The sequence below is a fragment of the Parasphingorhabdus sp. W113 genome (assembly GCF_055693205.1).
Genome location: NZ_CM146328.1, coordinates 262,302 through 276,175, shown reverse-complemented (window position 1 = coordinate 276,175; position 13,874 = coordinate 262,302). Strand labels below are relative to the sequence as shown.

Here is a 13,874-nt window from a genome sequence, read left to right as displayed (position 1 = left end):
TGAACCATTGCCCTGACAGGTCAAGAGCGGGTTTCAACCGCCGCTGCTATGCGCGACCCAATTGCCATGAAAGCCGGGGGGGATGCGATGCGGGATATGGATCACCGCCTGTGGCTCGCCGAGAAAATCATCGGCGTTCAAGATTGTCAGGTGACTGGTTTCAGTCTCGGAATCGATCACCAATCCGACCAGCCAACCTTCGTCCTCGCCCGCATCGGAATGGCGCGGAACGAAGACAAATTCACCGGGATGGCGGGTCTTGCCAAAGTCACGCGTCAACGTCTGACCGGTCTTCAGGTCATGTTTGTAAAGTTCATGGCCCGCGACATCAAAGTCTCCATTTTCACCGCCGAGCGACACGCTATAGGCATAGCGATAGGGCTGGCTGGTCAGGCGCTCGTCATAGCGGGGAAATTCCTGCGGACGGTCATGTAGGATCGTGCGATCCACCGACCTGGTGACCGGATCAATCGTCCAGCGCTCGAGGCGCGACCAGCTGCCGCCGGGCCCGAAAGTGGTGTTGGCATAAGTGCTTTCATGCGCGACCACGTCGACCACCGTTTTGCCGTCTTCGGTCTCGAAAGCATTGGCCGGGTGATAGACATAGCAAGGCTCATCCAGGGGGCACCAGATGATATCGGCATCGGTTCCGGTTTTCGGCAACAGCCCAACCCGCGCACCATGATCCGGACTCCAGTCATAGGGAAAGCTATATCCGGCTAGCATCCGCTTGACCGAGAAGGTGGCGGGCAGATCGAAGACCAGCACGTTATTCTCGGTAATCTGGCAATCATGGATCGATGGACCATCGGCGACCGTGATCGGTTCTTCGCGTTTCACCTTGCCATCGGTGCCGACAACCACATGCCAGACCTTGTCGGCAACCGGCGCATCATAGCAGATCGCATGCATCTCTCCGGTCTTGGTATCGACATGGGGATGGGCCGAAAAGGCGTTGGTCAGTGTGCCGTCAAAAGGATTATGCTTCACCGTATCAAGCTCGTCGGTCAGCTCGACCGGGAATCCGCCGGCTTCGACAATGGCAAATGTCTTGCCGCCAATGGCGACGATATTGGTATTGGCGGTGTCGGTTCGCGCCTTGCGGGTGCCGGGTTTGCGCACTTCACCCAGGGCGTCGCTGACCGCGTTGGAGCGGATCCAGCGGTTGCGATACCAGACCGCCTCGCCGTCCTTGATGCGGATCCCGTGCGCCATCCCGTCGCCGACAAACCAGTGATAGCTGCCTTGCTGCGGCGGCGTGGCGGGATTGGGGCCGATCCGCATATAGCGGCCGTCCAGCGCGGCTGGAATCGTCCCGGTCACCTGCATCGCCGAAATGGTTTCTTCGCTGGTCATCGGCGCATGGACGCCGGTCAGATAGGGATGGCCTTGCTCGGGATCAGGCAGACGCTTGCGGTTGAAATTGGCGACGCCGGTCAAAACCGGGGTTACCGCCGCGCGAATGGTTTTTTCAATTGCAGAAGCCATGAGTTGTTCCTTCAGTTAAATTGGATGTCGGCCAGCGTTGCAGCGGCCATGGCAAGCAGAATCAGCCCACCGGGATGCGGCCGACGCAGCGCCACCAGATTGCCGATTCCGGACAGCGCAAAGATGATCATCGCGGTCAGCGGCAGCAGGTCACTGCCATCTTGCAGACGATTGAGAAGAACCGCGATCGCCAGGCCAGCCCAGGCGATCGAGGGGATATGAAAAACGGCGCGGAATATGGCGCGGGTTGATGGCACCGCGAGCAAGCCATCGTCGCGCTCCCGATATAGCGGGCCAAGCAGAACCCGCTCGCTGAGCACCGAATGGGCCAGCGCGACAATGACGCCCAGGATTGCGGTTGTGATCGCATATATCAGCATCGCCCCACTCCCTTCCCGGTTGGCAAATCGATTCGATATGTTTATGATGTTAACATGAGCGCAAAAGGTAACAGTGTCAACATTAAAGATTCAGGATCCTATCACCACGGAGATTTGCGGTCGGCGGTGCTTGCTCTGGGCATGCAGCGGATCGCCGAGCAGGAACATCCGGACCTCGGCCTGCGCGCGCTGGCGCGCGAGCTGGGCGTATCGGCCACGGCGCTGTACCGGCATTTTCCGAACAAGGATGCCTTGCTTGATGCGCTGGCGCTCGAAGGGTTGAACCGGCTGGGCATTCATCAGGCCAAGGCCGCGAAAGCGGTCGGCGGTGGGCGCGATGGCTTTGGCGAAGTGGGCGTGACCTATGTCCGCTGGGCGGTTGAAAATCCCGCCTTGCTCCGCCTGATCTACAACCGGGTCGGCAAGGTCGATCTCGCCACTGGCGATCCCTCGGCAATGGGCGAGGCCTTTTATCAGCTGCGGGCCGGTATCACCGCCTTGATGCCGGACACGCTCTCGACCGAACAGCGCGCCGCGGCGGCCTTGCACGCCTGGTCGCTGGTCCATGGACTGGCGATGCTGATCCTCGACGGTCAGGTGGATTATGATCCGGATCAGGTGCGCAAAGTGGTGTTGATGACCGACTTTTCGAACTGCTGAACAGGGCGCGACACCGCCGCTTCAGTCTTCTGCTTTGCTATCGTCGCTTTCATAATGCAGCAGGTCGCCCGGCTGACATTGCAGTTCCCGGCAAATCGCGTCCAGCGTCGTAAAACGCATCGCTTTCGCCTTGCCGGTTTTCAGGATCGACAGATTAGCGAGGGTGATATCGACCCGCTCGGCCAGTTCGGTCAGCGTCATCCGGTTGTCGTGGAGCAGGTCGTCGAGCTTTACGGTAATGGCCATCAGACTGTCCCCTCCAGATCATCACGCAGGGCGGTGCCGAACTGGAACACCCGGGCGATGACAAACAAGGTCAACGCCATCAGCAGCGCAGTGCTGTCCCAGAATATAGCGACTTCGGATGTCGGTCCCTTGATCGCCGTCTCGACCATCAAGGCGAGCGCAGCGGTAGGAATATAGACCAGTTGCAAAACGACCAGAAGCCCGGCCATCAGATGGAGTCTGCCGGTATTCTTCGCAATGAACGGATCCCCCTGGGCCACCGTTTCCACAATGTCGGTCAGCGTCCGGAAGAACAGCCACCACAGGCTCAGGACCACCGAAAAAAGCAGCATCAGACCGGCGACAATAGCGGTCGGATAATGCGACGTCGGAATGGAGAAATGGCTGTGGATGGCGGCCAGCGCGGCGTCATCGTAGATCATCGCCGCAGGGATCGCCAGCAACACCAGCGCTGCGGCGATGGCGAAAAAATTGCGGGTCGTCCGCGAGGCCGTTCGGCTCGCCGATAATAGAGGATCTCTGAGTTTTGCAAGCATGGTGGAAGCTCTTTCGGTGGAAAAGGGTGGAAGCCAATGACGGTGTGGCAGAGCTAGATCGTGCCTTCCAGTTCGTCCTGCATTTCTGCACCGCGATCAAAGACACGCGCCAATATGATCAGCAGCAGCACCAGCAGGATGCCGCTCAGCGAAATGCTGCCTTCGATGGTCAGGTCAAAATCCTGTCCCGGCTTTGGCTCGCCCAGCATCGTGAGAACGCCGGTTGTCAACAATCCGCCGATAAATGTCACCACCTGGATGGCCAGCACCGCGATGCCCATGCCGCGCAGGCGGGTGCCATTGATCCGCGTGAACGGATTGCCCTCGCCCACTGAATCGACAATCTTGCGCAGACGGTTGAGCGCGAACAGGGTCAGCAACAGCAGGATGATGCCAAGCAATATTATACCGGCAATCAAGCCAACCACTTCCGGACCCGGCGGGGTGACAAAGACCTCCGCCATCGCGGTGACGAGCTTTTCGTGGAGGACCAAAATTGTTGGCAAGGCAATGGTCAGCACGGCCACGCCAAGCACCAACAGCCATTTGGAGACGATCAGCAGTCCGCGCGTCGATTTCAAGATGATGTCATTGGAGGGGCTGGTCTGTGTCATGAGAAAATCCGTTTCTGATTCGGTTGCATTTATTGCTTATCAATAACACTATATCGATAAACATCAAGTTGTTTATTGTTTTTCAATATGCATTGCGTTATCTGGACGGGGAATCAAACAGGCAGGGAGCCCTTTCATGACCGCCATGACCATCATTCATATCATCGCCGGAACGATCGCGGTGCTGAGCGGTGCAGCGGCCCTGATCGCTGCGAAAGGCACCCCTTTGCACCGGCGGATCGGCCAGATATTCTTTCTGTCCATGGCCGTGATGGCGGCGGCCGGCGTGTATCTGGCGCTGGTCATGCCGATGGCAATCTCGGTTCTGGTCGGGATGTTCACGCTCTATCTGGTGACCAGCTCCTGGTCGGCCGCGCGGCGGCGGGAAAGCCGGGTCGACTGGCTCGACTATGGCGCGCTGGGCGTCGCGCTGGCGGTCGCAGCGGGCGGACTGGTGACCGGACTGGAGGCAATGAACAGCCCGGATGGGCTCAAGGATGGGCTGCCGGCCTTCCCTCATTTTGTCTTTGGCGGGCTCGCTTTGCTGGCCGCTGCCGGCGATGTCGCCATGCTCATCCGGCGCGGTATCACCGGAAAGCAGCGCATTGCGCGCCATTTGTGGCGCATGTGCTTTGCCTATTTCATCGCCGCCGGCTCGCTATTCACCGGCCCGGGCGCAACCGTCTTTCCCGAAACGGTTCGCGAGAGCGGTATTCTCTCGATCCCCGAGCCGGTGATTCTGGTGGTGATGCTGTTCTGGCTGGTCCGCGTGCTCGCCACAAAATGGCTTCAGACAAAACCCGCCAAAACAGCCGTAAAGCCCGCCGCCCCCTCTTGACCAAATCAGGCCCTCGCCCTATATGCAGCGCTCACCACAGGTTTCGAGACAGGGCGTGCAGTTGCGCGGCACGCCAGAAGAAATGAAATCTGACCGGTTTTCAGGACGCTAAAAGCTGCGACTCTCTTCCCGGAGAAACTGGGTTTGAGAGGCCGTGGCTTTTTGTTCTGGAGCGCCCCACATAAATAGTTTTCCACTGGCCAAGCGTGCCACAAGGCGCGCAAATCCGGTGATGGCGAGAAGGCACTATATCTATGGCGACGAAAGCAGCTTCGGTTAAAACGACAGCACTGACCCCCACCCGCAAGAAACGCATCCGCAAAATCTTTGGCGACATTCATGAAGTCATCGACATGCCGAACCTCATCGAGGTGCAGCGCGAATCATATGAGCAGTTCCTGCGGTCGAACAAAGAAATCGACTATGTCTCCGGTCTGGAAAAAACGCTGCGCAGCGTCTTCCCGATCCGCGATTTTGCTGGCACCGCCGAAATGGACTTCGTCAATTACGAGCTCGAAGATCCCAAATATAATGTCGAGGAATGTCGCCAGCGCGGCATCACCTATGCAGCGCCGATGAAAGTGACCCTGCGTCTGATCGTTTTTGAAGTCGATCCGGAAACCGAGGCCCGTTCGGTTCTCGATATCAAGGAGCAGGACGTTTATATGGGCGACATGCCGCTGATGACCAAGAACGGCACGTTCGTCATCAACGGCACCGAGCGCGTTATTGTCAGCCAGATGCACCGTTCGCCCGGTGTGTTGTTCGACCATGACCGCGGCAAGACCCACTCTTCCGGCAAGTTCCTGTTCGCCGCCCGCGTGATCCCTTATCGTGGTTCGTGGCTCGACTTCGAATTTGACGCGAAAGATATTGTCAACGTCCGCATCGACCGCAAGCGCAAATTGCCGGTCACCGCGCTGCTGCGCTCGCTCGGCGACGCGACGCTCGAAGTCAAAGAAAAGAAGCCGCCGTTCAAGGTTGGCGAAATGGTCCGTGTGGCTGGCATGAAGCAGCCTGCCGAAATTATCGAAATGGACGGCAACCGGATCACGATCAAGGAGCCGATGGGCGCGATCGAAATCCAGGGCAAGATTGAAGATGAAGGCCGGACCAAGTCGGCTGAAATCACCGGTATCCTGAAACAGGGCTATTCGGAAGAAGATCTGCTCAACCTGTTCTATGAGCGCATCACCTATAAGCGGTCGAAAAATGGCTGGACGATCCCGTTCGTCACCGAGCAATGGCGTGGTCAAAAGCCGACCTTCGACATTGTCGATGCCGACAGCGGCGAAGTCATTTTCGCCAGCGGCACGAAAATCACGCCGCGCAGCGCCAACAAGGCGGAGAAAGATGGCATGAAAAATGTCGTCATTCCAACCGAGGAAATTTTCGGCCGCTACAGCGCCTTTGATCTGATCAACGAGAAAACCGGCGAAATCTACATTGAAGCCGGTGATGAAGTCACCGCCGAAAATCTCGAGAAACTCGACGGTGCCGGAATTGACCAGCTTGAGCTGCTCGACATCGATCATGTCACCACCGGTCCCTGGATCCGCAATACGTTGAAAGCCGACAAGGCCGACGACCGTGATGGCGCGCTGAGCGACATCTACCGGGTGATGCGTCCTGGCGAACCACCAACCCGCGAGACTGCCGAAGCGCTGTTCGAAGGCCTGTTCTTCGATCCGGAGCGGTACGACCTGTCCGCCGTTGGCCGTGTTAAACTGAACATGCGTCTCGACCTCGATGCGCCGGATGATTACACGATCCTCCGCAAGGAAGACATATTGGCTGTCGTCAAAACCCTCGTCGACCTGAAGGACGGCAAGGGCGAAGTCGATGATATCGACAATCTCGGCAACCGCCGGGTCCGGTCGGTGGGCGAGCTGCTGGAAAACCAGTATCGCGTCGGCCTGCTGCGCATGGAGCGTGCGGTCAAGGAGCGGATGTCCAGCGTCGATGTATCCACCGTGATGCCGAACGACCTGATCAACGCCAAGCCCGCCGTGGCGACTGTCCGTGAATTTTTCGGCTCTTCGCAGCTGTCCCAGTTCATGGATCAGACCAACCCCTTGTCGGAAGTCACCCACAAACGCCGCGTGTCGGCGCTTGGACCCGGTGGTCTGACCCGCGAACGCGCCGGCTTTGAAGTCCGTGACGTTCACCCGACCCACTATGGCCGGATTTGTCCGATTGAAACGCCGGAAGGCCCGAACATCGGTCTGATCAACTCGCTGGCTTCGTTTAGCCGCGTGAACAAATATGGCTTTATCGAAACCCCGTATCGCCAGATCAAGGACGGCAAGGTCACCGACGATGTGGTCTATCTGTCCGCGATGGAAGAGCAGAAGCACACGGTCGCACAGGCCAATGCCGATCTCAACCCGGACGGCAGCTTTGTCGAAGAGCTGGTCTCTTCCCGCGAAGCCGGCGAGTTTCTGATCGCCCAGCGCGACCAGATCACGCTGATGGACGTGTCGCCGAAACAGCTGGTGTCGGTGGCGGCCTCGCTTATTCCGTTCCTGGAAAATGATGACGCCAACCGCGCGCTCATGGGATCGAACATGCAACGCCAGGCGGTGCCTTTGGTGAAAGCGGAAGCGCCCTTTGTCGGAACCGGCATGGAAGAAACCGTGGCCCGGGATTCCGGTGCTGCGATCGCGGCGCGGCGCGGCGGTATTGTCGACCAGGTCGATGCGACCCGGATCGTGATCCGCGCCCAGGGCGATGTCGAAGCTGGCAAGTCCGGTGTCGACATCTACACGCTGCAGAAATTCCAGCGCTCCAACCAGAACACCTGCATCAACCAGCGTCCGCTGGTCAAAGTGGGCGAGATTGTTCAGGAAGGCGACACGCTGGCCGATGGTCCTTCGACCGACATGGGCGAACTGGCGCTGGGCAAGAACAGCCTCGTCGCCTTCATGCCGTGGAATGGCTATAATTACGAAGACAGTATCCTGATCTCCGAGCGGATCGTGAAAGACGATGTCTTCACCTCGATCCATATCGAAGAATTTGAAGTCATGGCCCGCGATACGAAACTCGGACCGGAAGATATTACCCGCGACATTCCGAATGTCGGTGAGGAAGCGCTGCGCAACCTCGACGAAGCGGGCATTGTCTATATCGGTGCGGAAATCGAGCCTGGCGATATTCTTGTCGGCAAGATCACGCCAAAGGGCGAAAGCCCAATGACCCCGGAAGAGAAGCTTCTCCGGGCGATCTTTGGCGAGAAAGCCTCCGATGTGCGCGACACCTCGCTGCGTCTGCCTCCCGGTGTTGCCGGAACGGTGGTCGAAGTGCGGGTGTTCAACCGTCACGGCATCGACAAGGACGAGCGCGCACTGGCGATTGAACGCGAAGAAATTTCGCGCTTCACCAAGGACCGGGATGACGAACGCGCCATTCTGAACCGTGCAACCTTCAACGCGCTGAAGGACATGCTGATTGGCCAGACCGCCACATCAGCACCGAAGCCGATGAAGAAAGGCGCGGAGATTACCGCCGAAAGCCTGTCCGAGCTGGACAATGCCGACTGGTGGAAAATCGCTGTGAAGGACGACAAGGTCCAGGCCGATTTCGAAGCAACCCGCGGTCAATATGACGATGCGATCAAGGAAATTAACGATCGCTTTGAAGATCGCCGCGAGAAGCTGGAGCGTGGGGACGAATTGTCACCAGGTGTCCTGAAGATGGTCAAGGTCTTCGTCGCGGTGAAACGCAAGTTGCAGCCCGGTGACAAAATGGCCGGCCGTCACGGAAACAAGGGGGTTATCTCCCGCATCCTTCCGCAGGAAGACATGCCATTCCTCGAAGACGGAACGCCGGTTGATATCGTGCTGAACCCGCTGGGCGTGCCTTCGCGTATGAACGTCGGACAGATTTTCGAAACCCATCTCGGCTGGGCCGCACGTGGTCTCGGCGAGCAGGTCACGAAAGCGCTGGAAGAATGGAAACTGGCCAATCCGGACCCGCAGGCGGCGCCACCGCCCGATGCGGTCAAGGAACGGCTCAAGACCATTTATGGCGAGCAATATCACGAAGATATTGACGCCCGCGATACCGGTGAGATCGTCGAAATGGTGGGCCACTTGCGCAATGGTGTTCCGATGGGCACGCCAGTGTTTGACGGCGCGCATGAAAGCGATGTTTCGGACATGCTGGAGCTGGCCGGTCTCGACCGCTCGGGTCAGGTCGATCTGTATGATGGCCGGACCGGAGACAAGTTCGACCGCAAGGTGACTGTGGGCTATATCTACATGCTCAAGCTGCACCATCTGGTCGACGACAAGATCCACGCCCGTTCGATCGGACCATATTCCCTCGTCACGCAGCAGCCATTGGGTGGTAAAGCCCAGTTTGGCGGACAGCGCTTCGGGGAAATGGAAGTCTGGGCGCTGCAGGCTTATGGCGCCGCTTACACGCTGCAGGAAATGCTGACGGTCAAATCCGATGACGTGATCGGACGGACCAAGGTTTACGAAGCGATCGTCAAGGGCGACGACACGTTCGAAGCCGGCGTGCCTGAAAGCTTTAACGTTCTGGTCAAGGAAATGCGTTCGTTGGGCCTCAACGTCGAACTCTCCAGCTTCGGTGACGAAGAGGATGATGATGACGATGACGGTGTCGCGATTGCGGCGGAGTGAGGCATTAAAACCCACTCCACCCAGCATTTTGAAATTTTGGGCCAAGGCCCCGAAGGAATAGAATATGAACCAAGTAACAAATTTCGCAAATCCGATCGCCAAACCGGAAACCTTTGACCAGATCCAGATCGGCCTGGCGTCTCCAGAGCGGATCTCGCAGCTGGTCGTTCGGTGAAATCAAAAAGCCGGAAACGATCAACTACCGGACCTTCAAGCCGGAACGGGACGGCCTGTTCTGTGCGCGTATCTTTGGCCCGGTCAAGGATTACGAATGTCTCTGCGGCAAATATAAGCGGATGAAATATAAAGGCATCGTCTGTGAAAAATGCGGTGTTGAAGTCACGGTCACCAAGGTCCGCCGCGAGCGCATGGGTCATATCGATCTCGCCGCTCCGGTTGCCCATATCTGGTTCCTGAAATCCCTGCCAAGCCGCATCGGCCTGTTGCTCGACATGCAGCTCAAGCAGCTCGAGCGGGTGCTCTATTTCGAAAGCTATGTGGTGATCGAACCCGGCCTGACCGCGCTCGAAAAATTCCAGCTGCTGACCGAAGACGAAATGCTCGAAGCGCAGGATGAATATGGCGAAGATGCTTTCTCTGCCGGAATCGGCGCGGAAGCGGTCAAGATCATGCTCCAGGACCTCGATCTCGAGCGCGAGAAAGAAGATCTGCTGGAAGAGCTGGCGACGACCAAGTCCACGCTGAAGCCGAAGAAGATCATCAAACGGCTGAAAGTCGTCGAGAGCTTTATCGAATCCGGCAATAAGCCGGAATGGATGATCCTCGAGATCATTCCGGTCATTCCACCCGAATTGCGCCCGCTGGTGCCGCTCGATGGTGGCCGTTTCGCGACGTCCGATCTCAACGATCTCTATCGCCGCGTGATCAACCGGAACAACCGTTTGAAACGCCTCATGGAACTGCGCGCGCCGGATATCATTGTCCGTAACGAGAAGCGCATGTTGCAGGAATCCGTGGACGCCCTGTTCGACAATGGCCGTCGTGGCCGGACCATTACCGGTGCGAACAAGCGCCCGCTGAAGTCGCTGTCCGACATGCTCAAGGGCAAACAGGGTCGTTTCCGTCAGAACCTTCTCGGTAAGCGCGTCGACTATTCCGGTCGTTCGGTTATCGTGACCGGTCCTGAGCTGAAACTGCACCAGTGCGGTCTGCCGAAGAAAATGGCGCTCGAACTGTTCAAGCCGTTCATTTACGCACGGCTCGATGCCAAGGGTCTTTCGATGACGCTTAAGCAGGCCAAGAAATGGGTCGAAAAAGAGCGCAAGGAAGTCTGGGATATTCTCGAGGAAGTGATCCGCGAGCATCCCGTGATGCTGAACCGCGCACCAACGCTTCACCGTCTCGGCATCCAGGCGTTCGAGCCGGTGCTGATCGAAGGCAAGGCTATTCAGCTGCACCCGCTGGTCTGTTCCGCGTTTAACGCCGACTTTGACGGTGACCAAATGGCGGTTCACGTTCCGCTGAGCCTCGAGGCGCAGCTGGAAGCGCGTGTCCTGATGATGTCGACCAACAACATCCTGTCACCAGCGAACGGCAAACCGATCATCGTTCCGTCTCAGGATATGGTTCTCGGCATCTATTACCTGACCATGGACCGCAAGGGCGAGCCCGGCGAAGGTATGCTTTTGGCTGACATGGCCGAAGTGCATCAGGCGCTCGAAATCGGTGCGGTGACCTTGCACTCCAAGATCACCACCCGGGTTCCGCAGACCGACGAGGATGGCAATCCTGTTCTCAAGCGGTTTGAGACCACACCGGGCCGTCTGCTGATTGCAGAATGCCTGCCGAAATCGCACAAGGTTCCGTTCGACATCGTCAACCGGCTTCTGACCAAGAAGGAAGTCGCGGACGTGATCGATCAGGTTTACCGTCACACGGGTCAGAAAGACACGGTCCTGTTCGCAGATGCGATCATGGACCTCGGCTTCCGTCACGCCTGTAAGGCGGGTATCTCCTTTGGTAAGGATGACATGATCATTCCCGACTCCAAGGATGCCACGGTCGAAGAAACCCGGGCTCTGGTGGCTGACTATGAGCAGCAATATCAAGACGGTCTCATCACCCAGCAGGAAAAGTACAACAAGGTCATTGATGCCTGGAGCCGTTGCGGTGACCAGGTCGCCAATGCGATGATGGACGAGCTGGCTGCGACCCCGGAGGACGAGCATGGCCGCGAGCGGCAGATCAACGCGATCTACATGATGAGTCACTCCGGTGCGCGTGGTAGCCCGGCCCAGATGAAGCAGCTGGGCGGCATGCGCGGCCTGATGGCCAAACCTTCTGGCGAGATTATCGAAACACCGATCATCTCGAACTTTAAAGAAGGTCTGACGGTTCTGGAATATTTCAACTCCACCCACGGCGCCCGAAAGGGTCTCGCGGATACGGCGTTGAAAACCGCCAACTCGGGTTATCTGACCCGCCGTCTGGTCGACGTTTCGCAGGATTGCACGATTGTCGAAAATGATTGTGGCACCGAAAATGCGCTGGAGATGAAAGCCATCGTCCAGGGCGGTTCGGTTATCGCATCGCTCGGCGAACGGATCCTCGGCCGGACCATGGCCGAAGATATTGTCGACAGCAAAGACGACACGGTTGTGATCAAGTCGGGCACATTGCTCGACGAGGCCGCGATCAAGGTGATCGAGGATCTGGGCATCCAGTCCGCGCGCATCCGCTCGCCGCTGGTCTGCGAATCCAAAATGGGCGTCTGTGGCACCTGTTACGGTCGTGACCTGGCCCGCGGTACGCCAGTGAATATCGGCGAAGCGGTTGGCGTTATCGCGGCCCAGTCGATCGGTGAACCAGGTACGCAGCTGACGATGCGGACCTTCCACATCGGCGGCGCGGCCCAGCTCAACGAGCAGTCCAACCTCGAAGCTGTTGCCGAAGGTACGGTGCAATATCGCGACATGCCGGTGATCGAAGACAAGAATGGTCGTTTCCTGTCGCTCGCTCGCTCTGGTGAAATTGCGGTTATCGATCCTGATGGTCGTGAACGCAGCGCCGACAAGCTTCCTTATGGTACCAGCCTGCTGGTCAAGGATGGCGCGAAGGTCAAACTGGGCGATCGTCTGGCCGAATGGGATCCATTCACCATGCCGATGATCACCGAGAAACCGGGTGTCATCAAATATCAGGATGTCATCGAAGGCAAGACGATGACCGAGCAGACCGATGAAGCGACGGGTATCGCACAACGTGTGATCACCGAATATCGCGCGTCGGGCCGCGGTGCCAACAAGGAAGATCTGCGTCCGCGCCTGACCTTGCTTGATGCGGACAGCGGCGAAGCGGGCCGGTACATGCTCGCCAATGGCGCAACGCTCTCCGTGACCGATGGTCAGGAAGTGGCCGCTGGTGACGTGATCGCGCGTGTCTCTCGCGAAGCGGCGAAGACCCGTGATATTACCGGTGGTCTGCCACGGGTTGCCGAACTGTTCGAAGCCCGTATTCCGAAAGACAATAGCATTATCGCCAAGGTTTCCGGCCGCGTTGAATATCTGCGCGACTATAAGGCCAAGCGGAAAATTGCGATTGTTCCCGAGGAAGGCGATCCAGTCGAATATCTCGTACCGAAGACGAAAGTCATCGACGTGCAGGAAGGCGACTTCGTCAAGAAGGGCGACAACCTGGTCTCCGGTTCTCCCGATCCCCATGACATTCTCGAAGTCATGGGCGTCGAGGCACTGGCGGAATATCTGGTTGCCGAGATTCAGGAAGTCTATCGTCTCCAGGGCGTGAAGATCAACGACAAGCATATCGAGACGATCGTTCGTCAGATGCTGCAGAAAGTTGAAATCACCAATGGCGGCGACACCACCTTGCTTCCGGGCGAACAGGTCGATCTGGAAGAGATGATGGAATATAATGCCAAGCTGACCAAGAAGCAGACACCTGCTGAAGGCAAGCCGGTTCTCCTCGGTATCACCAAGGCGAGCCTGCAAACCCGGTCATTCATCTCTGCCGCATCGTTCCAGGAAACCACCCGGGTGCTCACCCAGGCGGCGGTCGAAGGCAAGAAGGATCAGCTCATCGGTCTGAAAGAAAACGTCATTGTTGGACGTTTGATCCCGGCTGGTACGGGTGCTGGCATGAACCGGGCACGGATTGCGGCGACCAGCCGCGACGCCGCGCTGCGGGCGCAGCAGCAGAAGATGGTCGATGCCATGGCGGCGGCGGACGAGGCGAAAGCCGCTGAAGTTGCAGCAGCAGCGGCACCGGCAGCGGAAGAAGCGCCAGCCGAAGCACCGGTTGCGGAAGAAGCACCGGCTGTAGAAGCGGTTGCCGAGGAAGCGCCAGCAACCGAAGCACCGGAAGCAAAGGAAGAGTAACCCTCTCCCGACTGCCATAGCAAAACAGAAAAGCCCCGCCGGAGACGATCCGGTGGGGCTTTTTCGTTTTCATAAACGCCATCGGTGCTGTCCGGATATGGGACATGT

Annotated in this window: 8 protein-coding genes and 1 pseudogene; 4 read left to right on the top strand and 5 right to left on the bottom strand. The window is 58.0% G+C overall.

Annotated features, from left to right (window positions below):
- Positions 1–33: 33 nt before the first annotated feature.
- Together ACZ1GS_RS01195 and ACZ1GS_RS01190 are read right to left on the bottom strand one after the other, a co-directional pair.
- Entirely contained in the window at positions 34–1,488 is a 1,455-nt protein-coding gene (locus tag ACZ1GS_RS01195) for an 8'-apo-carotenoid 13,14-cleaving dioxygenase (RefSeq protein ID WP_472696682.1), read from the bottom strand.
- Positions 1,489–1,499: 11 nt separating this feature from the next.
- Positions 1,500–1,868, bottom strand: coding sequence for a hypothetical protein (locus tag ACZ1GS_RS01190; protein WP_472696681.1), 369 nt, complete (start codon positions 1,866–1,868; stop codon positions 1,500–1,502).
- A 54-nt stretch (positions 1,869–1,922) separates the two neighbouring features.
- Here ACZ1GS_RS01190 and ACZ1GS_RS01185 point away from each other — a divergent pair, with 54 nt between their 5' ends.
- Positions 1,923–2,528 (top strand): TetR/AcrR family transcriptional regulator, encoded by a 606-nt coding sequence (locus ACZ1GS_RS01185; RefSeq protein ID WP_472696680.1) that lies wholly within the window; start codon positions 1,923–1,925, stop codon positions 2,526–2,528.
- Positions 2,529–2,549: 21 nt separating this feature from the next.
- On the opposite strand, the gene ACZ1GS_RS01180 is transcribed toward ACZ1GS_RS01185, so the two are convergent.
- Genes ACZ1GS_RS01180 through ACZ1GS_RS01170 form a run of 3 tightly spaced genes read right to left on the bottom strand, consistent with a single transcriptional unit; the run spans position 2,550 to position 3,924 of the window.
- Positions 2,550–2,774, bottom strand: a complete 225-nt coding sequence (locus ACZ1GS_RS01180) for a helix-turn-helix domain-containing protein (RefSeq protein WP_472696679.1) — start codon at positions 2,772–2,774, stop codon at positions 2,550–2,552.
- Positions 2,774–3,310 carry a DUF2975 domain-containing protein gene (locus ACZ1GS_RS01175; RefSeq protein ID WP_472696678.1) on the bottom strand — a complete coding sequence of 179 codons (537 nt, stop codon included), beginning with the start codon at positions 3,308–3,310 and terminating at the stop codon, positions 2,774–2,776. The genes ACZ1GS_RS01180 and ACZ1GS_RS01175 overlap by 1 nt, the downstream gene beginning before the upstream one ends.
- Positions 3,311–3,363: 53 nt before the next feature.
- Positions 3,364–3,924, bottom strand: coding sequence for a DUF2975 domain-containing protein (locus ACZ1GS_RS01170; RefSeq protein WP_472696677.1), 561 nt, complete (start codon positions 3,922–3,924; stop codon positions 3,364–3,366).
- A 136-nt stretch (positions 3,925–4,060) separates the two neighbouring features.
- Here ACZ1GS_RS01170 and ACZ1GS_RS01165 point away from each other — a divergent pair, with 136 nt between their 5' ends.
- From ACZ1GS_RS01165 to rpoC, 3 genes and pseudogenes are all read left to right on the top strand, one after another.
- Positions 4,061–4,762 (top strand): DUF2306 domain-containing protein, encoded by a 702-nt coding sequence (locus ACZ1GS_RS01165; protein ID WP_472696676.1) that lies wholly within the window; start codon positions 4,061–4,063, stop codon positions 4,760–4,762.
- A gap of 254 nt (positions 4,763–5,016) precedes the next feature.
- Entirely contained in the window at positions 5,017–9,411 is a 4,395-nt protein-coding gene (gene rpoB, locus ACZ1GS_RS01160) for a DNA-directed RNA polymerase subunit beta (protein ID WP_472696675.1), read from the top strand.
- A 64-nt stretch (positions 9,412–9,475) separates the two neighbouring features.
- Positions 9,476–13,766, top strand: a pseudogene (gene rpoC, locus ACZ1GS_RS01155) (DNA-directed RNA polymerase subunit beta').
- The last annotated feature ends 108 nt before the right edge of the window (positions 13,767–13,874 follow it).